The sequence below is a fragment of the Gracilibacillus ureilyticus genome (assembly GCF_900111195.1).
Taxonomy (GTDB): Bacteria; Bacillota; Bacilli; order Bacillales; family Amphibacillaceae; genus Gracilibacillus; species Gracilibacillus ureilyticus.
Map to the genome: position 1 here is coordinate 16,529 of NZ_FOGL01000011.1, position 26,370 is coordinate 42,898.

30 protein-coding genes are annotated in these 26,370 nt (G+C 37.7%); 18 read left to right on the top strand and 12 right to left on the bottom strand.

Annotated elements, in window-relative coordinates; genetic code table 11:
* Positions 1 to 98: 98 nt before the first annotated feature.
* From BMW36_RS11340 to BMW36_RS11365, 6 genes are all read right to left on the bottom strand, one after another.
* Positions 99 to 407, bottom strand: coding sequence for an ArsR/SmtB family transcription factor (locus BMW36_RS11340; RefSeq protein ID WP_089741170.1), 309 nt, complete (start codon positions 405 to 407; stop codon positions 99 to 101).
* Positions 408 to 418: 11 nt separating this feature from the next.
* Entirely contained in the window at positions 419 to 1,339 is a 921-nt protein-coding gene (locus BMW36_RS11345) for a cation diffusion facilitator family transporter (RefSeq protein WP_089741172.1), read from the bottom strand.
* Positions 1,340 to 1,476: 137 nt separating this feature from the next.
* Complete coding sequence (locus BMW36_RS11350) at positions 1,477 to 2,478, bottom strand: TIGR00341 family protein (protein WP_089741174.1); 1,002 nt, start codon at positions 2,476 to 2,478, stop codon at positions 1,477 to 1,479.
* Between the two features lie 36 nt (positions 2,479 to 2,514).
* Positions 2,515 to 3,237: an SDR family NAD(P)-dependent oxidoreductase gene (locus tag BMW36_RS11355; protein WP_089741176.1), complete on the bottom strand. Its 723-nt coding sequence runs from the start codon at positions 3,235 to 3,237 to the stop codon at positions 2,515 to 2,517.
* Positions 3,238 to 3,243: 6 nt separating this feature from the next.
* Positions 3,244 to 4,644 carry an ATP-binding protein gene (locus BMW36_RS11360; RefSeq protein ID WP_089741178.1) on the bottom strand — a complete coding sequence of 467 codons (1,401 nt, stop codon included), beginning with the start codon at positions 4,642 to 4,644 and terminating at the stop codon, positions 3,244 to 3,246.
* A complete protein-coding gene (locus BMW36_RS11365) occupies positions 4,631 to 5,338 on the bottom strand; it encodes a response regulator transcription factor (RefSeq protein ID WP_089741180.1) in 708 nt (235 codons plus the stop codon). The genes BMW36_RS11360 and BMW36_RS11365 overlap by 14 nt, the downstream gene beginning before the upstream one ends.
* A gap of 261 nt (positions 5,339 to 5,599) precedes the next feature.
* On the opposite strand from BMW36_RS11365, the gene qoxA reads away from it, so the two are divergent.
* From qoxA to qoxD, 4 genes are read left to right on the top strand one after another with little or no spacing between them, the layout of a single operon-like run.
* Positions 5,600 to 6,598 (top strand): cytochrome aa3 quinol oxidase subunit II, encoded by a 999-nt coding sequence (gene qoxA / locus BMW36_RS11370; RefSeq protein WP_175480434.1) that lies wholly within the window; start codon positions 5,600 to 5,602, stop codon positions 6,596 to 6,598.
* A gap of 20 nt (positions 6,599 to 6,618) precedes the next feature.
* On the top strand, positions 6,619 to 8,565 hold the full coding sequence (qoxB, locus tag BMW36_RS11375) for a cytochrome aa3 quinol oxidase subunit I (RefSeq protein WP_089741182.1): 1,947 nt from the start codon (positions 6,619 to 6,621) through the stop codon (positions 8,563 to 8,565).
* Positions 8,562 to 9,158 carry a cytochrome aa3 quinol oxidase subunit III gene (qoxC, locus tag BMW36_RS11380; RefSeq protein ID WP_089741184.1) on the top strand — a complete coding sequence of 199 codons (597 nt, stop codon included), beginning with the start codon at positions 8,562 to 8,564 and terminating at the stop codon, positions 9,156 to 9,158. Before qoxB ends, qoxC begins: the two co-directional genes overlap by 4 nt.
* Position 9,159: 1 nt before the next feature.
* Positions 9,160 to 9,468 carry a cytochrome aa3 quinol oxidase subunit IV gene (gene qoxD / locus BMW36_RS11385; protein ID WP_089741186.1) on the top strand — a complete coding sequence of 103 codons (309 nt, stop codon included), beginning with the start codon at positions 9,160 to 9,162 and terminating at the stop codon, positions 9,466 to 9,468.
* Positions 9,469 to 9,507: 39 nt separating this feature from the next.
* Here the strand turns inward: qoxD and BMW36_RS20740 are convergent, their stop codons facing one another.
* Positions 9,508 to 9,642, bottom strand: coding sequence for a hypothetical protein (locus BMW36_RS20740; protein ID WP_281243037.1), 135 nt, complete (start codon positions 9,640 to 9,642; stop codon positions 9,508 to 9,510).
* A gap of 447 nt (positions 9,643 to 10,089) precedes the next feature.
* Here BMW36_RS20740 and BMW36_RS11390 point away from each other — a divergent pair, with 447 nt between their 5' ends.
* From BMW36_RS11390 to BMW36_RS11425, 8 genes are all read left to right on the top strand, one after another.
* Positions 10,090 to 11,094 (top strand): DoxX family membrane protein, encoded by a 1,005-nt coding sequence (locus BMW36_RS11390; protein WP_089741188.1) that lies wholly within the window; start codon positions 10,090 to 10,092, stop codon positions 11,092 to 11,094.
* 88 nt (positions 11,095 to 11,182) lie between these two features.
* Positions 11,183 to 12,025 (top strand): DegV family protein, encoded by an 843-nt coding sequence (locus tag BMW36_RS11395; RefSeq protein ID WP_089741190.1) that lies wholly within the window; start codon positions 11,183 to 11,185, stop codon positions 12,023 to 12,025.
* A gap of 111 nt (positions 12,026 to 12,136) precedes the next feature.
* The gene (locus tag BMW36_RS11400; protein WP_089741192.1) at positions 12,137 to 13,273 is read left to right on the top strand and encodes a trans-sulfuration enzyme family protein; all 1,137 of its coding nucleotides are present in this window, start codon (positions 12,137 to 12,139) and stop codon (positions 13,271 to 13,273) included.
* Positions 13,274 to 13,285: 12 nt separating this feature from the next.
* Positions 13,286 to 14,044, top strand: a complete 759-nt coding sequence (locus BMW36_RS11405; RefSeq protein WP_089741194.1) for an SDR family NAD(P)-dependent oxidoreductase — start codon at positions 13,286 to 13,288, stop codon at positions 14,042 to 14,044.
* Between the two features lie 83 nt (positions 14,045 to 14,127).
* Complete coding sequence (locus tag BMW36_RS11410; protein WP_089741197.1) at positions 14,128 to 14,232, top strand: YjcZ family sporulation protein; 105 nt, start codon at positions 14,128 to 14,130, stop codon at positions 14,230 to 14,232.
* A gap of 202 nt (positions 14,233 to 14,434) precedes the next feature.
* On the top strand, positions 14,435 to 15,196 hold the full coding sequence (map, locus tag BMW36_RS11415; RefSeq protein ID WP_089741199.1) for a type I methionyl aminopeptidase: 762 nt from the start codon (positions 14,435 to 14,437) through the stop codon (positions 15,194 to 15,196).
* An 11-nt stretch (positions 15,197 to 15,207) separates the two neighbouring features.
* Positions 15,208 to 15,921, top strand: a complete 714-nt coding sequence (locus tag BMW36_RS11420; RefSeq protein ID WP_089741201.1) for an AzlC family ABC transporter permease — start codon at positions 15,208 to 15,210, stop codon at positions 15,919 to 15,921.
* Positions 15,918 to 16,211, top strand: a complete 294-nt coding sequence (locus tag BMW36_RS11425; protein ID WP_089741203.1) for an AzlD domain-containing protein — start codon at positions 15,918 to 15,920, stop codon at positions 16,209 to 16,211. Before BMW36_RS11420 ends, BMW36_RS11425 begins: the two co-directional genes overlap by 4 nt.
* A 106-nt stretch (positions 16,212 to 16,317) precedes the next feature.
* Here the strand turns inward: BMW36_RS11425 and BMW36_RS11430 are convergent, their stop codons facing one another.
* Complete coding sequence (locus BMW36_RS11430) at positions 16,318 to 17,190, bottom strand: cation diffusion facilitator family transporter (RefSeq protein WP_089741205.1); 873 nt, start codon at positions 17,188 to 17,190, stop codon at positions 16,318 to 16,320.
* Positions 17,191 to 17,419: 229 nt separating this feature from the next.
* Between BMW36_RS11430 and BMW36_RS11435 the strand changes: the two genes are divergently transcribed.
* The 6 genes from BMW36_RS11435 (at position 17,420) to BMW36_RS11460 (ending at position 21,766) form a co-directional block, all read left to right on the top strand.
* Entirely contained in the window at positions 17,420 to 17,665 is a 246-nt protein-coding gene (locus tag BMW36_RS11435) for an IDEAL domain-containing protein (RefSeq protein ID WP_089741207.1), read from the top strand.
* Between the two features lie 97 nt (positions 17,666 to 17,762).
* Positions 17,763 to 18,695, top strand: coding sequence for a D-alanyl-D-alanine carboxypeptidase family protein (locus tag BMW36_RS11440; protein ID WP_245711662.1), 933 nt, complete (start codon positions 17,763 to 17,765; stop codon positions 18,693 to 18,695).
* A 98-nt stretch (positions 18,696 to 18,793) separates the two neighbouring features.
* A complete protein-coding gene (yabG, locus tag BMW36_RS11445; protein WP_089741400.1) occupies positions 18,794 to 19,636 on the top strand; it encodes a sporulation peptidase YabG in 843 nt (280 codons plus the stop codon).
* Positions 19,637 to 19,750: 114 nt separating this feature from the next.
* Positions 19,751 to 21,136 carry a class II fumarate hydratase gene (gene fumC / locus BMW36_RS11450; RefSeq protein ID WP_089741209.1) on the top strand — a complete coding sequence of 462 codons (1,386 nt, stop codon included), beginning with the start codon at positions 19,751 to 19,753 and terminating at the stop codon, positions 21,134 to 21,136.
* Positions 21,137 to 21,228: 92 nt separating this feature from the next.
* Positions 21,229 to 21,432, top strand: a complete 204-nt coding sequence (locus tag BMW36_RS11455; RefSeq protein WP_089741210.1) for an alpha/beta-type small acid-soluble spore protein — start codon at positions 21,229 to 21,231, stop codon at positions 21,430 to 21,432.
* Positions 21,433 to 21,508: 76 nt separating this feature from the next.
* The gene (locus tag BMW36_RS11460) at positions 21,509 to 21,766 is read left to right on the top strand and encodes a hypothetical protein (RefSeq protein WP_175480436.1); all 258 of its coding nucleotides are present in this window, start codon (positions 21,509 to 21,511) and stop codon (positions 21,764 to 21,766) included.
* 41 nt (positions 21,767 to 21,807) lie between these two features.
* Here the strand turns inward: BMW36_RS11460 and BMW36_RS11465 are convergent, their stop codons facing one another.
* From BMW36_RS11465 to BMW36_RS11480, 4 genes are all read right to left on the bottom strand, one after another.
* Positions 21,808 to 22,908, bottom strand: a complete 1,101-nt coding sequence (locus BMW36_RS11465) for an ABC transporter ATP-binding protein (RefSeq protein ID WP_089741212.1) — start codon at positions 22,906 to 22,908, stop codon at positions 21,808 to 21,810.
* 165 nt (positions 22,909 to 23,073) lie between these two features.
* Positions 23,074 to 23,979 (bottom strand): PucR family transcriptional regulator, encoded by a 906-nt coding sequence (locus BMW36_RS11470; RefSeq protein ID WP_089741214.1) that lies wholly within the window; start codon positions 23,977 to 23,979, stop codon positions 23,074 to 23,076.
* A gap of 836 nt (positions 23,980 to 24,815) precedes the next feature.
* Positions 24,816 to 25,001: a hypothetical protein gene (locus BMW36_RS11475; RefSeq protein WP_089741216.1), complete on the bottom strand. Its 186-nt coding sequence runs from the start codon at positions 24,999 to 25,001 to the stop codon at positions 24,816 to 24,818.
* Positions 25,002 to 25,046: 45 nt separating this feature from the next.
* Positions 25,047 to 26,351: a YheC/YheD family endospore coat-associated protein gene (locus BMW36_RS11480; RefSeq protein WP_089741218.1), complete on the bottom strand. Its 1,305-nt coding sequence runs from the start codon at positions 26,349 to 26,351 to the stop codon at positions 25,047 to 25,049.
* Positions 26,352 to 26,370 lie beyond the last annotated feature (19 nt).

The window sequence follows — 26,370 nt, forward strand, 5'->3', positions numbered from 1 at the left end:
GCTCTGAAAATTTCTGAAGCGAAGTCGTTCAACCCGGTTCCGAAAACCATCGCTCTATTTATTTTTGATGAGAAGGCATTCAGCATATACTTACTTGGTTAATGATGACAAGCATGATCAATGGATTGCTGAAGGATCTTCATTACATGCTCATCATCTTGTGAATAGTATATCGTTTTTCCTTCACGACGATATTTTACGAGCCTGAGATTTTTTAAAAAACGTAATTGGTGGGAAACATTTGACTGGTTTAAGTCAAGTGTTTCCGCGATATTTGTTACACTCAACTCCCTGTCGAACAGTAAATGAAGGATCCGAATTCGCGTGGGATCTGATAGTGCTTTAAATGTTTGGGAGACTAAAAATAATGTTTCTTCGTCAAGTGCATCGTGTTTTATTTCTGTCACAGTATTCCCTCCTAATTACAACAATCTTCCTGTTTCTCAATGTCTGCATCAATCCCTTCCACCTGGATGGTTGTATGATGAATCGAAAACTCGTCGTGCAGAACTTTAGCCGCCTTTTTGAGGATAAGATCACGATCTGTATTTTCTTCAACAACCATGTGACAACTGAATGAAGGGAAGTTCGACGTAATAGTCCATGCATGCAAATCATGAATACTGATCACTCCATCTATTTGTACCAATCTGTTCTCCATCGCTTCGAAAGACAAATTAGCTGGAATTCCTTCCATTAATATGTGTATGGAGTCCCTAGAAATTCGATAACCGCTTATTAAAATGAGAAGTGCGACTAGAATGCTGGCAATCGGGTCTGCAATATTCCAGCCGAACAATAATATCAATACACCAGCGATAATGGCACCAACAGAGCCAAGCAAATCTCCGAGTACATGCAATAAGGCGCTTCGCATATTTAAGTTATCTTCCGTATCCCCGCTGTACATCAAAATGAATGCAACAATGACATTTACAATAAATCCTATTACAGCGATCCATAACATGGTGCCATTCACATTCGGCGGCTCCAGAAAGCGATGGTAGGCTTCCCAGAAAATATATAATGAAATCCCGACAAGAGTAATACCATTAATAAATGCAGCCAATATTTCAAACCGTTTATAGCCGAATGTTTTTTGCACATTTGCAGCTTTTTCACTAAGCTTAAATGCAAACAGACTTAATCCGAGGGCAAAAGCATCACTGAACATGTGACCGGCATCTGAGAGGAGAGCCAGACTATTAGTTAATAACCCGCCGATTATTTCAACAATCATAAATATAGAAATAAACAGGAAACTGATGAAAAGGGCTTTCTTGTTATTCGTATGATGATGATGATGGTGTCCGTGATCATGATCATGAGAATGTCCCATATGAATACCTCCATAATAAATAATTATATATGAACATATATTCATATTATAATAATTAGTTATTACGTGTGCAAGCAATTCTCAAAATATCAAAAAAACAGTGATTAATCCATAGATCGCTTTTAAAAAGTAATCTGCTAAAAATTAATCACATAAATCATTACAGCCAGAATAATGATAACAATTGATACAAAAATTAAGGCATATGTTTTGGAGGTATTAGCAACCTGTATTTCACTCCAGTTAACCGGTTGTATGCCACTTGTCCAAAATACAATAATAGCAGAGAGCAATATCGCGCTAATATTTACAAGTAACAGTAGAAGTGGTGTGACTGCTTCCTTAAATTCCATTGCACCGATCATCATTCCTAGAACAATTGCTGGAGGTAATAAGGCTACGGAAACCATTACACCAACTAATGCTTCCGAAACCCGTTTGGCAAAAGACATTGCTCCGGCAGTCCCCGCAGCGATTGCAACAACAATATCCATTAATTCAATATTCGTTCTAGCTAAAAATTCATGACTGTTAACTGGTAATGGGAAGAGAACACTGAATATAATTGCAATCGCAATTGGAATTATTAGACCATATATTGATGTTATTACAGATCTTTTCATTAACTTATAATCACCTAATATGGCAGAAAACGATAAGGCTGTAAATGGACCGATTAATGGTGCGATAACCATTGCTCCTATTACGAATGCAGCACTATCCTTTACAATTCCAGCTGTTGCAACAATTGCAGAAAGAATTAACAGCCAAATGAAATTAGGGCTGGCTTGACTGGAAGACTGAACAACATTATATAATTCATGCCTGCTAGCTCTGGTAATTTCTTGTTGCTGCTCTGCTTCATCTCTCTCCTCATCTTTTTTGTCTATTTTTATTCGTGGTAAATATGTCGAGATATTATACAGAATTGCTCTTATTTCTTGTGTATGTTCATCATTCACTTCAAGAAAATCCAGAATTTCCTCCGTGTTTTTTTTATCAATTAATAATTTTACAAGTCGTTCTTCTTCTGAGATCTCTGAGTGCCATTTAGCAAGAATATTATATGCCTCAATTTCCTGTTGAAATGTTGTAAATCTTTCCGCAGGGATATATACTTCGATTAGTTGAAGCTCCATACCTTCTGTTCCCTTCTAAAGATGTCTCATGAATGTTCAATGCTCATAAATCATTTTTCTCGTCATTCCGCCGTCAATAATAAAATTCTCCCCATTAATAAAATTATTCCTCGGATCTGTTAAAAATAAACAAGCTCGTGCAATATCTTCCGGTTTCCCAACTCTTTTCGATGGATGCTGCTGATGGTCAACAGATCGTAACTGCTCATAATCCTTAGTCTCTATCCAGCCTGGGCTTATCGAGTTACTGGTTATTCCATCATCCTGCAAGGTCATCGCAAGAGCATGTGATAATGCATAAATCCCACCTTTACTAGCTGCATAACTTTCTGTGTTTGGTTCAGACATAAAGGCTCGTGTTGAGGAAATGTGGACAAGACTGCCTCCATCCGGGTTGTCCCGCATTCTTCGTGCAGCCGCCTGGGCACATAAAAATGCAGATCTTAAATTAGTATTCAATACATTGTCCCATTCCTCAATACTAAGATCATAGAATGATGAGAACTTCGAAATGCCTGCATTATTAATTAATATATCTATTTGCTTGAAGTGTTGATCAGCTTCTGAAAAAAGTTGGCTGATATCATCAGGGACACTTACATCTGTCTTAATATAATGGAGATGATCATGAATGAGATCGGGTTCTTCTTTGTCCGCAATAATAACAGAGGCACCTTCTTCAAGATACGCCTTTGATACGGCAAGTCCAATCCCATGGGAGCCGCCTGTAACGATCACTGTTTTGTCCTGAAATAACATAATTTATTATTCCTCCTTACTTAATTTTGGAAAAGTAAGTTTAACAGTCGTTCCTTTGTTTATTTCACTGTCAAATTCGATGCTGCCCTCATGCAATTCGACTAAATTTCTGACAATGGACAGTCCGAGTCCTGTACCGCCATTTGCCCTTGATCTAGACTTATCTACACGGTAAAACCGTTCGAAAAGATAGGGAATATCTTCTTTTTTGATCCCTATTCCTGTATCCTGGACAAATACTTCCACATTTGTTTCATTTTCTAAAACTTTTACACTAATTTCCCCTTCTTCGGTATACCTAACCGCATTTTCCACTAAGTTTGTTAAAATTTGTTCCATTCTGCTTTTATCTGCAGTTATTCTAGTTGGCTGCTTTGGAGTAATGGCATATAATTCTAAATCTTTCTGGGCTGCGCGGAAATGGGATCTCCTAACCATCTCCTCAGCCAGACTGTTCATATCGAAGCTTTCTTTGTTCAAATCTATTTTACCTTCTTCTATTTTAGAAAGGTCCATTAAGTCATCCATTAAATTGCTGATATGGTCTGCTTCATTTTCAATAATTTCAAGAAATTCGTTCTTCTCTTCATCAGACTGGTACATTTCATGTCGTACAGCATTAGCATATCCTTTTACATAGGTTAGTGGTGTTTTCAGTTCATGAGTGATATTAGAGAAAAATTCATTCCGGTTCGTTTGATATCTTTCTAAAGTCTGCGATAAGTCATTAATTGCTGTTGCTAAGGAACCGATCTCATCATTTGCTTTATAATTTACCCGTAAAGAGAAGTCCTTCTTCTCCGCTATTTGCTTTGCAACTTTCTCCATAGCAATTAGCGGTGCTCCCAGTTTTTTAGATATAAAAATCGTAAAGCCGATTGCCAGTGCAACTGCTCCGAGACTAGCCAGTATAACAAGAATGACAATATTATGAATCGAGTTACTAATTAAGCCAAATGAAGAAAATAAAACTACACTTGCTCTTTCCCCATCATCATCAGAAATAGGCTGGGCTACTTTCAGATAGGTAGAGCCATTATTCGTATATTCCTCAATTACCGTTTTCCCTTCAGCTAACTGCTGTTTCTGGTCATCGGTTAAAATTTGATCAGTAATACCTTCTTTCCAGTTCGTTTCTATTATCTTCTCACCGTTGTGATCAATGATAACGGCACTCGTATTTGTCATATCTGTTAAATGGTCAAGTAATTGGAAATTCTCCGGGTCCTCCAGGTGATGGACTTGTGTTGCATACTTTTCAGACAGCTGAGCTAGTTGTGTCTCTGTTTGATTGATAGAATAATTTAATAAAAGCTGCAAAATAATGTAGCCTAGCGGAATAAGAATGATTAATTGTAAGAAAAGAATGGTAGCTCCTAATTTAAAAATGACGCTATTTAATTTCATTGGCATCCTCCATTGTGAATTTATATCCAACACCCCAGATTGTTTCAATCGGCTGATGCTTAACTCCTGCTTTTTTTAACTTGTCACGAACATATCGCACATGTGAATCGACTGTCCGGATATCCACTATTTCGTTAATTCCCCAGATTTGGTCTAATAACTGGTCTCTTGTAAACACCCTGTTAGGATTAGAGGCAAATAAATAAAGTAAGTCGAACTCTTTTGGACTGTATTTCAGTTCCTTCCCATTAGCCATCACTGTTCTTGAGTCTGAATCAATAAACCAGTCACCAAAGCTTAGCTTATGTGAAGGTTCTTTGCCCACACTTGAAAAATGACGGAATTGGACACGAATTCTCGCAATTAATTCTTCGGGTTCAAATGGTTTTACGATATAGTCGTCTGCACCAATTGACAATCCTTCCACTTTATCTGAGGTACTATTTAATGCTGTAAGCAGTATGATCGGGATATTCGGATTAATTTCTTTCATTTTCTTGCAAGTTTCAATTCCGTCTAATTCTGGCATCATAATGTCCAGTAATACCAGATCGACTGGTTCCTTTGAAAATCGGTCAATTGCTTCTTTTCCGTTACCAGCTTCCGCTGTGTGAAAATCATTTCGTAAATATAACTTAAGCATTGTACGCATCTGTATTTCATCATCAACAATTAAAACAGTTTTTTCTGGCATTGTATCACTCTCGTTTATCATTATTTGTCCCTAATCAAATAGTATAGAAAATCGCAAGAATAGTAAAGGATAGGCGTTTGTCAATCAATGAGTATCACAAAGAACACCATTTTTGAACTTTTTATGACGTTACCGGTTTCATCATAATTTCATCATATTTACATGCAAAAATGGTAAGTGATGTAGATCACATTGGTTTATTTTTCATAATTAAAAGGTATTTTTTATTATACTAACAAATTGTTGGAGAGGGGTACATGTATGAAGGCGATAAAAAGAGGAGTGTTATTACTCACTTTATTAGCCATCCCACTAATTTTAGCAGGATGTGATTCAAAGCTGATTGTATTCGATCCAAAGGGTCCGATTGCAAGAAGCTTAACAGATTTGATCGTTTATTCGATTATTTTTATGTTAGTAATTGTTGTAGTTGTTTTTGTATTGTTCGGTTATATCGTCTGGAAGTATCGTGCAAAACCAGGTGATGGTAATTTTGAACCAAAAGAAGAAAAAGGAAATCATGTTCTTGAAATTATCTGGTTTGTTATACCGATTATCATCGTTATCGCATTGATGGTTCCGACAGTTAAGACAATATATGAAGTGGAAGATGTTCCCCAAGGTTACGAAGAAGAGGAGCCACTGGTTATTCATGTTACGTCGGCTGACTGGAAATGGATCTTCAGCTATCCTGATCAGGATATAGAAACAGTGAATTATGTTAATATCCCGGCAGATCACCCAGTGCAGTTTAAAATGACTTCTGCAGGAACAATGCAATCATTCTGGGTACCGGAATTAGCTGGTCAAAAGTATACGATGGCAAATATGCAGACGAAGCTCTACATGGTTGCTGATATGCCAGGATCCTATTATGGAAGAAACACAAACTTTAATGGCCAAGGATATGCTCATATGGAGTTTGAGGTTCAGGCAATGACAAACGAAGATTTCAATGAATGGGTTCAGGAAGTGAAAAATACAGCAAACGATTTAACAGAAGAAGAGTATGCCGAATTACTGGAACCAACAATCATTGGTCGGAAAACATATAATCAGACACACTTACAATGGATTGATCATGCTCATGGAGGTTCTGAAAAGTATTTGAATCCGGAAATGTATCGAATTACTCATGGCGATGAAGAGCACAGTGAGGAAGAGAATACAGATAACGAATCAGAAGATGAGCAGGCAGATATTGAGACAGAAGAAGAAGCAACTGATTCTGTTTCACATGAAGAACACGCACATCACTAATATAAAAGGCGGTGAAGAACATGTCATTAGATGAATTTTTTGTTACAGGCGACCCAATGATTCTGGCATCACAGATTGCGATAGGACTCACTATGGTCGGCCTTATAGCATTGATCACATATTTAAAAAAGTGGAAATGGTTATGGACTGAATGGTTTACAACCGTTGATCATAAAAAAATCGGGATTATGTACATCCTTGCAGGTGTATTAATGTTCTTTAGAGGTGGCGTTGACGGACTTCTTATGAAGGCACAGACGTCAAGACCGGAATTGGGGTTCCTTGATGCCCAGCACTATGATGAGATTTTCACAACACATGGTGTAATTATGATCTTGTTTATGGCAATGCCAATGCTCATAGGTATTATGAATGTTGTCGTGCCATTGCAAATTGGGGCAAGGGATGTTGCTTTCCCGAAATTAAATGCATTAAGTTTCTGGCTGTTTTTTGCCGGGGCTATGTTATTTAATGTATCTTTCGTCATTGGAGGCTCGCCAGATGCAGGCTGGACATCTTATTTTCCGCTCGCTGGTAAGGAGTTCACTCCAGGTGTAGGAAATAACTATTACGCAATTGCATTACAAATTGCAGGGATTGGTACATTAGCAACAGGGATTAACTTTGTTGTTACGATTATTAAGATGCGTGCACCAGGAATGTCCTGGATGAAGATGCCTATCTTTACATGGACGTCCCTTGTCACTTCCATTATTATCGTTGCAGCATTCCCTATTTTTACAGTTGCTTTAGCATATATGTCATTAGATCGTTTATTTGGAACACATTTCTTTACAGTTGCCGCTGGCGGGGACCCGATGTTATGGCTTAACTTATTCTGGCTGTGGGGACACCCTGAAGTATATATTGTTGTCCTGCCAGCTTTCGGTATGTTCTCTGAAGTTATTGCAACATTTGCGAGAAAAAATCTTTATGGTTACAAATCAATGGTATTTGCTGTTGCCGGTATTGCGTTCTTAAGTATGCTCGTATGGGTTCACCATTTCTATACAATGGGGAACAGTGCAGCGGTTAACTCCATATTCTCTTTAACTACGATGATGATTGCCATACCTACTGGTGTGAAAATCTTTAACTGGTTATTTACGTTAAGAAAAGGACGAATTGAGTTTTCAACTTCTATGTTATGGGCACTGGCTTTTATCCCGTGTTTTACTATCGGTGGGGTAACAGGTGTAATGCTTGCAATGGCAGCTGCAGATTATCAGTACCATAATACGATGTTCCTTGTGGCACACTTCCACTATGTATTAATTCCAGGTGTAGTATTTGCTGTATTTGCGGCACTGTACTACTGGTGGCCAAAAATGTTTGGTTTTAAATTAAATGAAAAAATTGGTAAATGGCATTTCTGGTTATTCGTTATCGGATTTAACTTTACTTTTATGCCAATGTTCTTTGTTGGTTTAGATGGAATGTCCCGTCGTATGTACACTTATTCAGAAAGTACTGGATGGGGTGCATGGCTTGGATTCTCAGCAGTTGGTTCCTTAATTATGGCAGCAGGTTTTGCAGCACTTTGCTATAACATTTACTGGAGTTTCCGCTATGCATCAAGAGATGTAGGCAGTGACCCGTGGAATGGTCGTACATTGGAGTGGGCAACAGCTTCACCTGCACCTCATTATAACTTCGCGGTTGTCCCTGAAGTCGAAAAACTGGATGACTTCTGGTATAAGAAAAAAGAGGGTAAATTAGGTTTAAAGAAATCTGATTTGAAGTCTGTTCATATGCCAAGTAACAGCTGGACACCTGTATTCCTTGGTGTAGCATTCGGTATTGTAGGTTTCTTCCTCGTATTTGAATGGTTCACATTAGCGATTATTTCTTCTGTTTTAATCGTTATAGGACTTGTTGCTAACAGTTTTGATTATGATGATGGCTACCACATTCCGGTAGATGAATTAGAGAAAGAAGAACGAGAGTGGAGAGGTGAGTTGAAATGACACAAGCGAATACGCCATTAGAATACCGCTCACAGCAGAGTCAAATGAATATACTCGGTTTCTGGATATTTTTAGGTGCTGAAATTGTGCTTTTCTCCACACTGTTTGCTTCTTACTTTGTGTTAGAGCACAATACAGCTGGAGGTCCTGCAGGTCACGACATCTTTATTCTTAAGGATGTCCTGATCGAGACCTTCCTGTTATTAACAAGCAGTTTTACAGCAGGTTTGGCGATTCACTTTATGAGAAACAATGCTAAAAATGACATGATAGTATGGACAATAGTTACTTTGTTATTGGGTGCAGGGTTCCTTTATATGGAGATTAATGAATTTATTCATTATGTACATGAAGGTGCAACAATCCAGACAAGTGGATTTACAGCAGGTTTCTTCACATTACTGGGAACACACGGAGCACACGTTACTTTCGGTATAATCTGGATCAGTTTATTGCTTGTTCAAATTTTCAGACGAGGGATTACAGAAAAGACTTCCAGTAAATTTTTCATTGCAAGTCTTTACTGGCACTTCTTGGATGTTGTATGGATTTTCATTTTTACATTTGTGTATTTGAAAGGAATGGTGGGATAAAATGAGCAGTACACACAGCAGTCGTTTTCCTTGGAATCACTTAATCGGCTTTATCCTTTCTATTGCACTAACGTTATTAGCAGTGTTCGTTAAATTCCAGACCAATTTTTCTGATAGTATTATTATGTGGATTATTGGTACATTAGCAATATTTCAGGCGATGATTCAGTTATTTATGTTTATGCACGTTACGGAAGGTAAAGAAGGTATGATCAATGTAATAAATATGATTTACAGTATTTTCTTAGCATTGGTTATTGTATTTGGTTCAATATGGGTATTAACATCAGGTCATGCTGCAATGCATTAAGAACTGATAAGAAAAAAAGCAGGGGAAACCCTGCTTTTTTCAGTTAGTTCCATTCTTAAGCAGTTTGTCCACTTCATTTATCCATTTCTCATCAGGTGTTGCAAGGATGGTTTTCCATCCAAGCTTTTCTGCCGGCAGTAAATTTTCTTCTTTATTATCAACAAACAGAACCATGCTGTCAGGTATCATCCTTTTCTTACATATATGGTAGATATTTTCATAAGGTTTCGAATATCCAACTTCAGAGGAATTGGTACTACTTGTTAACAGATGTTTAATGGGTTGAAGAATTGGGAAAATCCATTCTGAACGATGATTGCTTAAAAGATGAAGTTCTGCATAGCCCGACCAGTCATTTAGATAGTTTATCCCTTCTATTGGAGTTAAACTAGCTGTTAAGCTCTCTTTTAAATAATCTGCTTTAATTTTGGGAAAAGTATTGGTGAGCCAATACCAGAAATCTTGTTCTGTAATATTCCCATGCTATTTGTAGTTAACACACCGCCTATATCAAGTACAAGTTGTATCTTTTTCATTATTTACTGAATCCTTTCACTTCTTAAATAGTAAATATGATATAGTAACATCAGCTTGAAATTTTAACTTAAAAGGGGTTACGAAATGAAACAAGTGAAAAAAAGCATCCTGTCTTTATTCATAGCTATATTAATTGCAGCACCGGTTACTACATATGCCCATGTAAAGTGGTTCGCTGAAGTGGAGGCAGAGAAAGTTCCTATCGAACAAATACTGAGTCCGTTTTTTATCACATTTTCCCTGGTTGTTGCAATCATATTAGCAATTTTACCACAATTGATGGGATATTTACTGAAAATTCCTTATGCAAATAAGTTAGATAATTTCTTAAATGGATTTCGGAAATATTCCCGTTATATCCTTAAATACGGTACTGCTCTGGCTTTTGTCATTCAATTATTTTCGGGCACAATGTTCGCACCGGAATTTGAAATTACCGAAACATGGCAAACAGTCGTAATGGTCCTTATTATTGCAGGGCTGCTCATCCCGGTTCACTACAGTACAAAAGTAGCAGCAGCATTAATGTTCATATTGTTTATTACAGTCTGGGCTGATTTTGGCTGGTTCTACATGCTGGATTATGGTTTCTACCTTGCAATTATTTTTGTTCTGTTAATTGGGAAAACGAAAGTGGAGAATTGGGGGTTTCCATTTCTTTATTTGGGAACAGGACTCAGTTTGTGTTGGGTAGCTGTAGAAAAATGGGTTTATCCTGGAATGACCCTAGATATAGTGGCAAGTCATAATGTTCCTACTTTCGGGTTTGAGCCGGAGATTTTTATTGTTATGGCAGCGTTTGTGGAATTTGTTGTCGGTTATTTACTGGTTGTTGGTATATTGAACCGGATTTTAGGCTTAGTCGTAACAGTTATATTCATTCTGACAAGTATGCTGTTTGGAATGACAGAAATTGTTGGCCATGCAATGATTCACATTGTTTTATTAATTTTTATTATTGAAGGTGTATCATTCTATGAGCCCCCAATTAAAATTCATAAAACAAAAATTGATCAGTTTATCTTTGTATTTCTAAACTTCATTTTTGTATTGGCAACATTTATTCTTATTTATTACCGCTTTGCATAATTTGTAGAAATGTAATACGCTTAATAAAACTTAAATAAAATCAGAAATAAAGAGAGGCACCAGTGTGCTGGAAATGAGGTGTTGGTCTTTGAAGAAAATAGCTTGGATTACAGACAGCTCTTCGGGTCTGTCTAAAGAATTCGCAGCAAAAAATAATGTTTTCGTTCTTCCATTGAATGTAATTATTGATGGAAAAACATACCGGGAAGATGTGGATATAACTAAGGATGAGTTTTATCAATTGCTCCAATCACATGGAAATAATGCAAAAACAAGCCAGCCGGCGTTTGGTGATTTTGTCTCACTATACGAAAAACTGAAAGAAGAATATGATGCAGGAATAGCAATACATGCTTCCAGTCAGTTAACAGGAACTTACAGCAGTTCTGTTTCTGCTTCTGAAATGGCTGACTTTCCTGTTGAAGTGATCGATTCAAAAATCGGAGATTATGCTTTAGGAAAAATGATTCAAAATGGAATCGATATGGTAAACGAAGGAAAGGAATATGATCAGGTTGTAAGTAAGCTGCGTACATTACCGGAACTTGCCCAGATGTATTTAATGCCGCAAAACTTTGAGCAATTGCGAAAAAGCGGCCGGGTAAGTACTGCCCAGTCCATCTTTGCATCACTGTTAAATATTCATTTAATATTGGGATTTGATGACGGCAAAGTAGTCGTTAAAGATAAAGTGAGAATAAAGAAAAGAGCCAAACAGAAAATGTTTCAAATACTGGATGATGCCATGGAAAAATACCATTTAAAAGAATTGTGTATTCAGCATGCTGGAGTAAAGGAGCACGCCATGCAATGGAAGGAAGAAATTGAAAGAAAACACCAGTCATTAAAAGTTAAAATCCAGACATTAGTCCCCGTTGCAGGAGTTCATACAGGTCATGGTACATTGTGTATCTCCTGGCTTAGAGATTAACATATGAAAAGGTCAGAAATTGCTGGTTCAGACAATTTTCTGGCTTTTTTTCTTTAAAATGCTCTTATATTGCGTTAAAGTATAATTAGAGTATGAGAAAGGGAGATTAAAATGGGACATGGATTTGATACAAAATCTGTACATATAACAATGAAGCGTGATGGCGGTATTCCGACAAAGGTAACACCAATCCATCAATCTTCTGCTTTTACGTTCAAGGACTTAGATGATATTGAAGGTTTTTATACAGGTGAGCGGGAGTATCTCTATACGAGAGTTGGTAACCCGAACACTGATGAATTAGGAAAAGCTGTTGCTGATCTAGAGGAGGCACCGGTGGGCATAGCTACATCCTCCGGCTTATCTGCGATTATGGTAGGTATCCTGTCGGTTGCCAAAGCTGGTGATCATGTACTGGCATCGCATGATTTATATGGCGGCACTTATGAGCTGCTGGCTAATGAATTAACGGCATTTGGAATTAAAGTCAGCTTTGTGTCATTTGAAGAAGATATTGAGCAGCACATTCAATCAAATACCGTTCTTCTCTATACAGAATCTATTACTAACCCTTTGTTACGGGTAGAGGATTTACATAAAGTAGTTCAGATTGCCGAAAAATATAAGATTAAAACAATGGTTGATAATACTTTTGCTACTTCTTATTTAGTAAGACCATACACGCTAGGTATTAATCTTGTTGTTCACAGTGCAACGAAATATATTGGCGGCCATAGCGATATAACGGCAGGGGTGTTAGCAGGCGATGAAGATTTAATTACAAAAGCACGTCAGAAGTGTGTAAACCTTGGGAGCAATTTAAGCCCATTTGAAGCATGGCTTACTGTAAGAGGATTAAAAACTTTAGCAGTCAGAATGGAACGACACATACATAATGCAGAAAAAGTGGCTTCCGCTTTAGCGAATCATCCTGCTGTTGATAAAGTGTATTACCCAGAGTATGTATCTGAAAAAGGGAGAGGCCCGATTGTTACCATTGATATTACCGAAAGGGCGGATATTAAAACATTTCTGAAGTCGCTCGACTGGATTAAAATTGTCGCAACACTAGCTGGTGTGGAAACAACCGTCTCTTATCCGTTAGGAACCTCTCATCGGAATTTACCGAAAAATGTTCAGCAAGACCTTGGCATTACAGAAGGCTTAATTCGTATCTCAATTGGTATAGAAGATGCAGATGATATCATCTCTGCTTTAAATCATGCTTTAGACTCAGCAAAAAGATAGGGAGGATCAGGTATGAAATATGCAGTAGTAACAGGTACTTCTAAAGGTTTAGGGGCATCCATTGCGAAGCTCCTGATGGAAGAATCCTTTCATGTTATCGGCTTAGCCAGGAACATTAATGAAGAACTGGCCGCAATGAAACTACCAGGTGAATATACACATATACAAGTAAATCTGTCTGATCTTGATGCAACCCAGGACACTTTTACATCAATTGTCCAAGATTTAAAGGAAAAAGAGATGGAGTCACTACTGCTCGTACAGAATGCGGCATTAGTAACTCCAATTGAACAGGCGGGAAGGCAGGATACACAGAAGCTGATTGACCATGTCCATGTTAATCTTCTTTCCCCAATGATCGTGACAAATTTGTGGCTGGATTTATTGCGTGATATGGACCTTCCGTTAGTTATCGCAAATGTTACCTCAGGAGCGGCTCAACGATCTGTCTATGGCTGGAATGCATACTGCAGTACAAAAGCAGGTCTTGACCGCTATACAGACACGGTTGCTTTGGAACAAGGCGAATTAGGGACAGGTAATAAAGTATTTTTGTTCGATCCCAGTATTATGGATACAGAAATGCAGGGAGAAATTCGTTCCGCTGATGTGACACAATTTACCGATGTAGAAAAATTTAAAGCATATAAAACAAATAACAGCTTACGTGAGACGGATGTCGTGGCAAAAGTTCTCGTTGATCGCCTCCTTGATCCGGACAATATTCAAAATGGTGAATATTATAGTGTGAAAGATGTCTTTAATAGGTGAGCACCCATTTTTATAAAATTGAATGACCATTTCTCCTCCTGTTACATACGTTATAAGTGTAAGAATTAAAGGAGGGATAAATGATGGGTGCACAACAATATGGATACGGCTCTGGATTTGCATTAATCGTCGTGTTGTTTATTCTATTAATTATTATTGGTGCTTCTTGGGGTTACGGCGGTTACTAAGATCCAAAATAAGCTTCATTGAAACTGGCAAAGGTAATCACCTTTCGCCAGTTTTTCATATTAAGTCAGCTGTTACATAGGATGAATTACGGGAACAGTAAGTTGATAAGCAGTCAGTATCTGTTGCTTTTCTAATGAATAGAAAATGTGATAAAATTGTTAGAAGTGTGAATAGAACCAGTGGTATGAAAGGAAGTTAGGTATGATTACAAGGAAAAGTAAACGTGAAATAGAAATGATGCATGCAGCAGGCAAATTACTCGCTAACTGCCATAAGGAAATCGCAAAAATGATCCAACCGGGAATTACGACAAAAGAAATAGATCAGTTTGTGGAAAAATTTCTTGCCAAACATGGGGCGACACCTGAACAAAAAGGCTATAACGGGTATGAATATGCGACATGTGCATCAATTAATGATGAGATTTGCCACGGATTTCCTCGGGATGAAAAGCTGGTTGATGGTGATATTGTAACAATTGATATGGTGGTCAACTTAAATGGCGGGCTGGCAGATTCCGCCTGGACTTATGTTGTCGGAGAATCTGATGAGAAGACAGACAAATTGCTCGAAGTAACCAAAACGGCATTATATAAAGGAATAGAACAAGCGGTAGCAGGAAATCGAATTGGTGATATTGGACACGCGATTCAACAGTTTGCTGAAGGGGAAGGTTTCTCTGTAGTAAGAGATTTTACCGGTCACGGAATTGGCCGTACGATTCATGAAGATCCTCATATTCCACACTACGGTTTACCTGGTAAAGGACCACGCCTGAAAGAAGGCATGGTTGTGACAATTGAACCAATGATTAATGAAGGTGACTGGAAAAGTAAAATGGATAGCAATGGCTGGACTGCCAGAACAGTTGATGGCGGCAGATCGGCTCAGTTTGAACATACTATAGTTATTACGGAAGAAGGTCCAATGATTTTAACAGATCAGGATGAAGCAGTTAACTAGCGGGGTAGAAAATGGAATTAGATAGTAAACAATTAATAAAAAAACAACTTAGAGACGGGCTGATCGCTGCTTCACCAATCATTGTCGGTTATTTACCAATCGCCCTCGCTTATGGGGTGCTTGCAAAACAGGCAGGATTAACATTAACAGAGTTAACGGGTATGAGTTTATTCGTTTATGCGGGAGCAGCACAGTTTATGGGAGCCAATATGATCGGACTGGGTGTGAGTGCAGCCGAAATCATTGTGGCCACTTTTGTATTAAACTTCCGGCATTTCATTATGAGCTTGTCGTTTATTAATCAGATCAAAGATTATTCAATAAAATGGAAATTACCGCTTGCAGCCGCATTAACAGATGAAACATTCTCGGTTGCTTCCATTTATAATAAACAGGTGGACAGGCAATATGGTTATTATTTTTACGGAACTATTATGCTTACATCCTATATTTCATGGGTATTAGGCTCATTGGCTGGTGGAATATTAGGTGATGTGATCCCGCCAGTATTAAGTCAAAGTATGGGAGTAGCTTTATACGCCATGTTTATTGGTCTGTTAATACCCTCGATAAAAAAATACCGCAGGATAGCAGTAATCAGTATTGCTGCAGCATTGATTAACTACATCGTCAGCCCATTAACCGGACAAGGGTGGGGGATTGTAATTGGAACAGTGTTTGGTGGATTAGCAGGTGTATTCGTTCTTGAGGAGGAAAAAGTATGATCTGGGCAATTATTATCGGGATGGCACTTGTGACGCTTATTCCAAGGATAGTCCCGGCATTCATTGTTGATCTAGTCCGGTTTCCGAAATGGATGAATAAATGGCTCCAGGCAATACCGTATGCTGCGCTTGGTGCTTTGATCTTCCCTGGAATAATGACAGTTGTGCCTGATAAGCCGTATATTGGACTAATTGCTGGTGTGGCAGCTATCATACTTGCATGGTTTAAAGTGCACGTAATTCTTGTAGTATTAGTGGCAATCGGTACGGTTTTCTTTTTATCTTTTTGAGGAAGCTGGAACAGCAAATGAGGCAAAGCAAAAAACGAACGATCATAGAGATTCGTTCGTTTTTTTGTAACATTTTGCTAATATCCCGTTTTTCCAGGCCATTCGATCAATTCTCGTCATATGGTTCGATATGAATATGAGCTCGCGGAATATCATGCTCTTCTTTTAATTTTTCCTCGATATCATCTGTAATATGATGGCTCTCTTCTACAGTCAGCTGCGGATCAACAAATATGGTTGCCTCAATCAATGCCTGGTTTCCATGAATGCGTCCCTTTACATCCTTAATTTCCAAAACATCTGGGTGGGAATGGATACTTTTCTTAATCTTTGTTAATTCTATCGGCTGGAATCCATCTGTTAATGTATGTGTTGCCTCACGGAAAATGTCCCAGGCAGTTTTACATATAATAAAACCGACAATAGCACCTGCAAGCGGATCTAACCAGTATAATTGAAATTGAGCACCAATAATACCGATAAATGCACCGATACTAACAAGGGCATCAGATTTGTTATCCTGAGCAGCTGCATGAAGAGAAGAACTGTTTATCTTTTTACTTAAGTTATAATTGTAAAAATAAACACCAAACATAATGACAGCAGATCCAAGGGCTACCCATGCTGTTAAAAGGTCTGGTTGAGTAAACTCCCTTATAATGATTGATCTGATTGTATCAAACAAGACCTGAATACCGATTGTCATCATAATAAATGCAGCTAATAATGAAGCAATCATCTCAGCTCTCACGTGTCCATAGTGATGATCCTCGTCAGGAGGTTTCCTGGAGATTCTCAGTCCGATTAGAACAGCTACGGATGCAACAATATCTGTTGCGTTATTAAGACCATCTGCCCGTAAAGCGGTTGAGTTACCAATTGCAGCAGCAATTAACTTGACTGCAGCTAAAAGCAAATAGGTAATAATACTAATCCAGGCGCCTTTTTCCCCTTCTTTATACTTCTCATATTGATTCATTTACTGATCCCGCACTTTCTAAAAATACACTAAACTGTTGTAAAGTTAGCTTATCAAACAATTGTTAGAAAAGTCTAGCCATAGTGTGTCCAAGTTATCAAAATACATCTATTACAGCTAACCAAAAAAAACAGAAATCAATCGAGCCATTAACTTCCCAATTTTTGTTTAGACAGGCACCAAAATGGGAATCGCTTAATAAACATATAGTTAAAAGGAGGCGTGCTCCATGAAAAAACAAAAGATTAGTTACCGTCTGATTCCGTTTAAAAGAAATCATAACAAAGAAATACTGGCAAGAAGGGAATTACCTTATGAAATTAAGCTTGCTTCACAGTTAATGCTAGATGATCTTTGTTTTAACTGGAACAAAGCACGCTTAGAAGAGCAAATCAATCTAGCAATAGACCAAAGTGATAAGTCAACATTCGATAAGTTAAGCAAACAATATAAGAATTACATCTGGGAGTCATAGTAATAAACCTCGTCTGAAAATAGGAGACGAGGTTTATTAATTTTTCTTAAATTGTATGTTATAGTATAGTGAGCGATTTAAGGAGAGGATTTTATACATGAGAAAAATGATTTATTTCATATTAATGGGGATAATTTTAGCTGGTTGTCAAAATGATACACAGACTAATGAACAACCGGCAAAAGATACGGGTGTAGAAGAACAAGTTACTGGAGATACCGAGGAAAATAATGATAAAGATTTAAAAGATAAAGATAGTGAACAGACTGAAAATACAGAGGAAAATGAGGAAGAAAGCATTGATAACGAAGAAACCCCAGCAGAAGCTGAAAAGGAAGAAGCACCTAATGCAGATAAACCTGCAAACAACCAAACAGATCAGGAAACAGGTGAACCGGAGAAACAGACAGAACCGGAAAATAGTCCCGCTAATGAAAACAAACTTACCGTTGTCGAGGATCCGAATAGTATAGAACTTGTTGTAAATAAACAAAGAAAATTACCTGATGGATATAAACCGCCTGATCTAGTGGAACCAAATGTTTCCTTCTATGCATCAGAAGGTGACCCGAAACGTCTTATGCGAAAGGAAGCAGCGGCTGCTCTAGAGGAATTATTTGCCGGTGCAAAACAAAGCGGATTGGATTTTGTAGCAGTTTCAGGTTACCGTTCTTATGATAGACAAAAAGTTATTTATGAAAATAATGTAGCAAATAATGGTCAGGCACATGCGGATAAATATTCAGCAAGACCCGGCACAAGTGAACATCAAACCGGTCTTGCCATGGACGTAGCTTCAGCAGCATTAGTATCTGTCCTTGAACCGAGCTTTATTCAGACAGATGAAGGGAAATGGCTTGCAGAAAATGCCCATCAGTATGGATTTGTTATTAGATACTTGGAAGGGAAAGAGCATATAACAGGATATAGTTACGAACCATGGCATATTCGTTTTGTCGGTAAAGAGAATGCAGCGGAGATTTATGAACAGCAATTGACTCTCGAAGAATTCTTTGGTCTTTATCCTTAAAGTTTACGAATCATTTCACCAATTCCTAATCTGGATCATAGCCTAATATGAGGATGTAATTGAAGGTTGGTGATTTGGTGAATAAATTGAATGCAGGGATGCTAGTTACCCGATATTCGCATGAACATGACATAGTTTTCAGGATTAAAAAAGTGGTAGGGGAAACAGTAATTCTACATGGAGAGGATTTAAGATTAGAAGCAGATGCACCGATAGAGGATGTAAGGGTTCTGCCTGATGATTTGCTTCAGGAGAGACAGGAAGACATGAAGGATAAGGAAGAATACTCTTATCGGTTATTTCGTCAAGACTATCAATTGATGAAAGATAAAAAGGAATATGAACATAAAAAAAATGAACCGAGAGATATTCAGCGATTTCAATTACCTGTGAAAGTGCTGCACATTGATGGAGACCGTCTATATTTAAAAAAATGTATTGATTTATATCATCGGCTTGGTTTGCAGGTCCACGGGGTATATGTTCAGGAAAGTGAGCTGCCGTTGGAAATTGACCATATTATTCGTAAGATTCAGCCTGAAATTCTAGTGATAACAGGGCATGACGCATACTCTGAAGCTAAGGGATCAAAAAAAGAATTAGCATCATATCGAAATTCAAAATATTTTGTTGAAACAGTCAGAAAGGCAAGAAATTGGGAACCAAACCTGGACCAGTTAATTATTTTTGCCGGGGCATGTCAATCCCATTTTGAATCACTAATTCGTGCAGGTGCTAACTTCGCAAGCTCCCCTGATCGTGTGAACATCCATGCACTGGATCCTGTCTATGTCGTCGCTAAAGTTGCCTATACGCCATTTATGGAGAAAGTGAATGTATATGAAGTACTGAAAAACACTTTAACTGGAGAAAAAGGCTTAGGCGGAATGGAAACTAAAGGACTTTTTCGCACGGGTTTACCATATGTAGAAACGAAATAGCGGCAATCAGCCGCTATTTTTTATGGAGCTTTATAAATGGGTCAGTTTTTATAATACATTTACCGCTTTTTTTGATACAATATAGAGGAATTCAGAATATAGGGGGAGATTGTGATGGGTTATCGCATAGAACGGGACACAATAGGAGAAATAAAAGTAGCAAACGACAAGTATTGGGGCGCACAAACACAGCGTAGCAAGGAAAACTTTCCAATTGGAAATGAATTAATGCCAAATGAGATTGTCGAAGGATTTGCGATTCTTAAAAGAAGTGCCGCAATTGTAAATAGTGAGCTTGGATTAATGGAAAAAGAAAAGGCTGAAGCAATTACATACGCAGCTGACAAGGTTTTAGCTGGAGAATTATTTGAACATTTTCCGTTAGTAGTTTGGCAAACGGGTAGTGGTACACAGTCTAATATGAACGTCAATGAAGTCATTGCCTTTGTAGGTAATCAGTGGTTAGAAGAAAAAGGAAGTGAATTACGATTACACCCTAATGATGATGTAAATAAATCTCAAAGCTCCAATGATACTTATCCGACAGCTTTACATATAGCTGCAGTTAGAAAGCTGGAAGATGTCGTTATACCTGCACTTCAGACACTTAAGGCAACTTTGAAAGAAAAGATGAAAGCGTTTAATGATATAGTGAAAATTGGCCGTACACATCTTCAGGATGCAACGCCTCTTACATTAGGTCAGGAAATTAGCGGTTGGCATCGCATGCTTGAAAAAACAGAACTAATGATTGAAAACAGCTTACCTCATGTTAAGGAATTAGCAATTGGAGGTACTGCAGTTGGAACTGGTTTAAATGCACATCCGGAATTTTCAGAGCGTGTGACGGAAAAAATCAGCCAATATACGGAAAAGAATTTTGTATCTGCAGCTAACAAATTTCATGCACTTACAAGCCATGATGAGTTAGTATTTGCTCACGGAGCATTAAAAGGACTAGCTGCAGATTTAATGAAAATAGCTAATGATGTAAGATGGTTAGCAAGTGGCCCGCGATGCGGTATTGGAGAGATTACAATACCGGCTAACGAACCGGGCAGTTCGATCATGCCTGGTAAAGTAAATCCAACTCAGAGTGAAGCAATTACAATGGTGGCGACACAAGTAATGGGAAATGATGCTGCAATTGGTTTTGCTGCAAGCCAAGGGAATTTTGAGTTAAATGTTTTTAAACCAGTAATTGCCTATAATTTCCTGCAGTCTGCCCAACTGTTAGCTGACAGCATGATTTCATTTAATGATCGCTGTGTTGTTGGTTTGGAGCCAAATTATGAACAAATTGAAAAGAATTTAAATGACTCGCTAATGCTTGTTACAGCACTTAATCCACATATTGGATATGAAAATGCTGCGAAAATAGCAAAGAAAGCATTTGCAGATAATTCAACATTGAAAGAAGCTGCAGTCGAATTGGATTTACTTACAGAAGAACAATTTGATGAGTGGATCAAACCAGAAGAAATGACATATCCGAAGTAAGTTGATTGGTTTGATTGTTATAAATTACTAGAGAGACTCAAGTATACAAATCATCTTTTTGTCCACAATATGTGTACAGGAGGTGATCAAAGATGGCATCAAACAACTCAAACCAATTATTAGTGCCAGGAATTGAGCAAGCACTTGACCAAATGAAATATGAGATTGCACAAGAATTTGGTGTAAACTTAGGTGCTGATTCAACATCTCGTTCCAACGGATCTGTTGGTGGTGAAATTACTAAACGTTTAGTACAAATGGCTGAACAACAATTCAATAATGGACCACAATCATAATAATTTTAAGTGAAATAAAGGAGAGACGCTCAATTGTCAGCGTCTCTCTTTCAACTTAGACTAAGAGGGGTATTTAATGTATATTTGCTATCTATGTAACGGTTTAGAGAAATTAGAAGCAAAATGTCCGCAATGCCACCATAATATGCATGATGCAGGCAAGGTTGCAGATTATTATGATGATTATGCAGCATATATAGATATACAGGATGCTCAATTAATCGATGGTGTTCCCAAATCTGAAGAAAAGCATCAATGTGTCCATCTCGGTGTTTGCTCTGCCTGTAACTATATGGAGGAGATCATCATTAACGAGAAATTAGCAAAACACTAAAAAAGCGCAAACCCAACATGGCCTGCGCTTTTTTTATATAATTATTTAATTCTTTCTTCCGTATCTTTGTCAAAGAAATGGCACTTATGCATATCAAATGCTAGATCAATTTTCTCACCGCCGTGAATATCTGTACGGGAATCAACACGTGCAACGAATTCCTGTCCATTTACTTCTGAATAAAGGTAAGATTCAGAACCCATTAACTCAGCAACTTCAATTGATGCAGTAATTTTAGCACCTGGGTTAGCATCTAAGAATACCGGCTCATCGTGAATGTCTTCCGGACGTACACCTAATACAACTTCTTTTCCAATATATCCTTGTTCACGAAGAACTTTCATTTTTCCTTCAGGTATAGATACTTTTGTATTTCCTAAAACAATATTTCCTTCTTCTAATGTGCCATTAAAGAAGTTCATTGCAGGGGAGCCGATGAAACCACCAACAAAGATATTATTTGGTTTATCATAAACTTCTTTAGGAGCACCAACCTGTTGGATAAGACCATCTTTTAATACAACAAGTCGAGTAGCCATTGTCATCGCTTCTGTTTGATCGTGTGTTACGTAAATAGTAGTTGTTTGAAGACGATGGTGTAATTTTTGAATTTCTGCACGCATCTGTACACGTAGTTTTGCATCCAAGTTTGATAAAGGCTCATCCATCAAGAATACTTTTGCATCACGTACGATCGCACGGCCTAATGCCACACGCTGACGCTGACCACCGGAAAGTGCTTTTGGTTTACGGTCTAAGTATGCTTCAAGTCCTAAGATACGAGCAGCTTCTTTTACACGACGCTCGATTTCATCTTTTTTAAATTTACGTAATTTTAAACCGAATGCCATATTGTCATATACATTCATGTGTGGGTATAATGCATAGTTCTGGAATACCATCGCGATATCACGGTCTTTAGGTGCAACTTCATTCATCAGTTTACCGTCAATGTAAAATTCCCCACCAGAGATTTCCTCAAGTCCTGCGATCATACGAAGAGTTGTTGATTTACCACAACCTGATGGACCAACGAATACGATAAATTCTTTGTCTGCGATCTCTAAGTTGAAGTTATCTACCGCTTTAGATCCGCCTTTGTCATATATTTTATCAATATTTCTTAATGAAAGTTCTGCCATTGTATTCCCTCCTGTTATTTGAAAGCGTTTCATCTATGTCTATTAGTTTACAAATAAACTGCCCAAACGTAAATAGCTATCGTGCACAAAAAATGTCGAGTCCTTTGTGCACGATTACAGAAAACGCATTCATGCTCATCGTAATTGTGAGAATTGCACAAAAAGTTAGCTTTCCTTCCATTTAGATCGCATAATTAAGCAAAGGTAAACAGTTAATGCCTCATCGAATTGTTTTACATCTATACCTGTTTTCTCGATAAACTTGTCTACTCGGTATTGCAAACTGTTACGGTGCATAAACATCTTTTTTGCGGCCAATGTAGTGTTTGAGTTTGACTCTAAAAATACTTGAACGGTTTTTAATAATTCCTTGTCTTCCTTCACCTTTACCAGGATAGAATCATAAATCATCTGCTGTTCCTTTTCGGTTAAGTCATGAAGAATTAAATAAGGTATAGCATTAGTATAGTGAATAACAGAATGGTTTAAGTTCTTCGCTATTTGATAGCATTTCTTTATCCATTGATAAAAGTCAGCAGCTTTTTTTATCTCATATATAGCAGGGCCTACGAAAAACTGTATATTCATATAAAAATCAGTTGTTAAAACTTCAATTATTTCTGAATAGGAAATCTGGTCATCTCCCATGTCATCTCCTTCGATTATCAATACACCTTCGTGATTATTCTCCCACAGAATTGGTGTTTTCCGTGGGAATAATCCGTAAATTGCTTCCCGAAAGCCGTCAGGATCGACAGTTTCATCAGAAAAAGAAAAATATACGAATTGAAATTTTTCCAGTGGCCCATCCATTAATTCCTTCGAGATCTCCTGGTGAAACAAAACATCCATCCAAAGTTTTTCCCTGTGATTAGTAGGGGGTTCATTGGCGTGATATGGTGTAAGCAGAATATTCAGCAATGCTTCTTCCCGCTGAGAAAGCTCAGACTGGGAAATTCCTATAATATCATTCTCATTGGTTAAAAACCATTTATAATCATTGGACTCTTTCAACATCCCTTCAGTGGCTTTAATAAGGTGTGGAAACATTTCCTGTAATTGTTTTAACATAACATCTAATCCTCTTTCATTCATACTATTACATATAAGTATAACAAATATCAGGGAAAAAGCTGTTACGAAATGATATGAGGGCGAACATAATGATCGCGTTCCGCATAAAGCACGATTATTCGAAAAAAATTAATGCGCATAATATTGATACTGTGCATGAAAGGTGTATTATATGATGTGTGCAAAACCGCCGCTACACCCGATTGCTTCGCTTTCCATGGGGGACGGCTTCAGCTAACTTGCTGAAGAAACCCGCTTCATCAAGTGGATCTTCAGCTCGTCCTGTTCCCATAGGAGTCTCCGCAATCGGCCTACGCTTGAATGTTGCTCTACATTTTTTATGGGATGTTGCAATAAAAGAAACTAAATAAATTCTCATGAACATTTTATAATTGAATGAATGGTTCTTGAGGATTTTTATTTTAACGTATGTTCACCCAATACAGGATATCAAACATCTTCACCAGGTGATTCAAACAGGTTTTTGTCATAAACATTCTGGAATAACACCAAAGCGGAGGCCGGCCATGAAGACCTGTGGGAAAGCGAGATCTGAAGATCCACTTCGAAAAGTGTTCTTCTTTGCAAAGTTAGCTGAAGACGAGCCCACGGTAAAGAAGACACTACGAAAGCGTATTTTGTTTGAGTAGATGTCGCACTTATGAAAGCGAAGTGGTCGGATGGAGCGGCAGTATAGCACATAATAATACCACTTCACTGCACATTATCCATATAATGTACAGTGAAATGAACAATTCATATTATTTACAGAATTCACGTCATCGTTCGGATTTTATTATTACTAATATGTTTTTGTCCCAGACTCTAAACAATCAATCTTCACTTTCAGCAGGAAACGGTTCATTCTCTTTTGGCAATTTTCTTGTTTGCTCAATTTGCATTCTGCCATGAATCGAGCTGGTTGTCCCGCCTGCCATCCCTTCATTAATCATACGGTCAACGTCAAGTTCATATTCTGCACGGGCATCTTTTTCTTTGCCTGAAGACGGTTTAGCCATTAATATCCCTCCTTACCGGAATAGTTTGCGCGCAGCAGGCTGCATTCATACTTTTTTACCTTCAAGATAAAAAGCATATTTGTATAGTAATTGAAATACTTTATTCTTCGTGTGCTGGTAAGCGGGATGATTAAAAACATTCCAGCCGGGTTTTGCATTCACTTCAAGCAGCCAGATTTTCTTTTCATGGTCAATTCCAAAGTCGAATCCAAGCTCACCAAGCTTATAGTGATAATCCTCATCAATAATTTCACTTAAAGAGATGGCTATTTTCTCCACTTTGTTGAGTAGCATTGTTGCATCTTTCTCCGAAAAAAAATCAAATAAACTAGTGATAACAGCACCTCTTGATACATGTGTGGTAATAAGATGTTCTTCCACCTGTCTTGCATAATGGAGAGACATATCCCACTTATTTTCATCATTCTTATTCGTATGAACGCGCAAGTCTATTTTTTTATTTCCTGATGTAAATAAAGGGATCGCCTCCTGGATAACATAGTTTTTAAAACCATTGGGAAAATAATTATCAATTATTGAGTCAACTGTTGAATGAATCGTCTCGTCGGCTTTCTTTTCCGTATAGTATCGGACAATATATTTGTCATTCTTTTTAAACATATGAAAAATGCCGTTTCCTTTACTGCCATAAACCGGTTTTAAATAGATATCCTTTATGTCGATCCACTCAGCAAATGTCTGGAAGGATGGTTGAAAAACAGTATGTGGCAATAAATAATGGACAGAATGGTTTTGCATGAAAATTTTATAAACTTGCCATTTGTTAAAAAAATCAGGATTAAATATAATAGAAGTTGTCTGAAGTATTTGTTTGGTCTGTTTTACGGCAGGGTGAGCTTCTAACTTCCGGTTCGGCAGCCGATTATAAATTACCTTCGGGAACGGGAGGATAGTACTTGTCCACTGGTCTTCATCAAAATAATGGCATTTTATTTTGTTTACGTTAAAGTCGATGTCTTTATAACCAAATAACAAAGTATCAAATCCATAGGATCTGCCGATTTGTGTCATTTCCTCAAATAAATCAGAATGTCTTTCGATTTGCTGCCACCCGGCTGTTAATATCCCTAACTGGTAATAAACCATACAAGAATGATTGATAATACGAAACGGATAAATTTTGTTGCTTTTAAATTGTAATTGTTTCATTAGTTCTGATGATATAAAGATGGTATGGTTATCTTTATTATGACTCAGCCAGTCACAATAAACATAATTAGGACCATTAACCATTCTGCGGACTTTTTTATAGAGAGTATATATAGAGCCAGGGACGATAATTCTGTTTCTGGTATTCGGATACTCTCTTACCTGGAGCTCGTATATCATAAAACATCCATCCTTTAGA

Coding starts and splice junctions, on each gene's coding strand:
- BMW36_RS11345 (WP_089741172.1), bottom strand. CDS start 1,339: ATGGGACATTCTCATGATCATGATCACGGACACCATCATCATCATCAT.
- BMW36_RS11350 (WP_089741174.1), bottom strand. CDS start 2,478: ATGGAGCTTCAACTAATCGAAGTATATATCCCTGCGGAAAGATTTACA.
- BMW36_RS11355 (WP_089741176.1), bottom strand. CDS start 3,237: ATGTTATTTCAGGACAAAACAGTGATCGTTACAGGCGGCTCCCATGGG.
- BMW36_RS11360 (WP_089741178.1), bottom strand. CDS start 4,644: ATGAAATTAAATAGCGTCATTTTTAAATTAGGAGCTACCATTCTTTTC.
- BMW36_RS11365 (WP_089741180.1), bottom strand. CDS start 5,338: ATGCCAGAAAAAACTGTTTTAATTGTTGATGATGAAATACAGATGCGT.
- qoxA (WP_175480434.1), top strand. CDS start 5,600: ATGAAGGCGATAAAAAGAGGAGTGTTATTACTCACTTTATTAGCCATC.
- qoxB (WP_089741182.1), top strand. CDS start 6,619: ATGTCATTAGATGAATTTTTTGTTACAGGCGACCCAATGATTCTGGCA.
- qoxC (WP_089741184.1), top strand. CDS start 8,562: ATGACACAAGCGAATACGCCATTAGAATACCGCTCACAGCAGAGTCAA.
- qoxD (WP_089741186.1), top strand. CDS start 9,160: ATGAGCAGTACACACAGCAGTCGTTTTCCTTGGAATCACTTAATCGGC.
- BMW36_RS20740 (WP_281243037.1), bottom strand. CDS start 9,642: ATGGTTCTGTTTGTTGATAATAAAGAAGAAAATTTACTGCCGGCAGAA.
- BMW36_RS11390 (WP_089741188.1), top strand. CDS start 10,090: ATGAAACAAGTGAAAAAAAGCATCCTGTCTTTATTCATAGCTATATTA.
- BMW36_RS11400 (WP_089741192.1), top strand. CDS start 12,137: ATGGGACATGGATTTGATACAAAATCTGTACATATAACAATGAAGCGT.
- BMW36_RS11405 (WP_089741194.1), top strand. CDS start 13,286: ATGAAATATGCAGTAGTAACAGGTACTTCTAAAGGTTTAGGGGCATCC.
- BMW36_RS11410 (WP_089741197.1), top strand. CDS start 14,128: ATGGGTGCACAACAATATGGATACGGCTCTGGATTTGCATTAATCGTC.
- map (WP_089741199.1), top strand. CDS start 14,435: ATGATTACAAGGAAAAGTAAACGTGAAATAGAAATGATGCATGCAGCA.
- BMW36_RS11420 (WP_089741201.1), top strand. CDS start 15,208: ATGGAATTAGATAGTAAACAATTAATAAAAAAACAACTTAGAGACGGG.
- BMW36_RS11425 (WP_089741203.1), top strand. CDS start 15,918: ATGATCTGGGCAATTATTATCGGGATGGCACTTGTGACGCTTATTCCA.
- BMW36_RS11430 (WP_089741205.1), bottom strand. CDS start 17,190: ATGAATCAATATGAGAAGTATAAAGAAGGGGAAAAAGGCGCCTGGATT.
- BMW36_RS11435 (WP_089741207.1), top strand. CDS start 17,420: ATGAAAAAACAAAAGATTAGTTACCGTCTGATTCCGTTTAAAAGAAAT.
- BMW36_RS11440 (WP_245711662.1), top strand. CDS start 17,763: ATGAGAAAAATGATTTATTTCATATTAATGGGGATAATTTTAGCTGGT.
- yabG (WP_089741400.1), top strand. CDS start 18,794: ATGCTAGTTACCCGATATTCGCATGAACATGACATAGTTTTCAGGATT.
- fumC (WP_089741209.1), top strand. CDS start 19,751: ATGGGTTATCGCATAGAACGGGACACAATAGGAGAAATAAAAGTAGCA.
- BMW36_RS11455 (WP_089741210.1), top strand. CDS start 21,229: ATGGCATCAAACAACTCAAACCAATTATTAGTGCCAGGAATTGAGCAA.
- BMW36_RS11460 (WP_175480436.1), top strand. CDS start 21,509: ATGTATATTTGCTATCTATGTAACGGTTTAGAGAAATTAGAAGCAAAA.
- BMW36_RS11465 (WP_089741212.1), bottom strand. CDS start 22,908: ATGGCAGAACTTTCATTAAGAAATATTGATAAAATATATGACAAAGGC.
- BMW36_RS11470 (WP_089741214.1), bottom strand. CDS start 23,979: ATGTTAAAACAATTACAGGAAATGTTTCCACACCTTATTAAAGCCACT.
- BMW36_RS11475 (WP_089741216.1), bottom strand. CDS start 25,001: ATGGCTAAACCGTCTTCAGGCAAAGAAAAAGATGCCCGTGCAGAATAT.
- BMW36_RS11480 (WP_089741218.1), bottom strand. CDS start 26,351: ATGATATACGAGCTCCAGGTAAGAGAGTATCCGAATACCAGAAACAGA.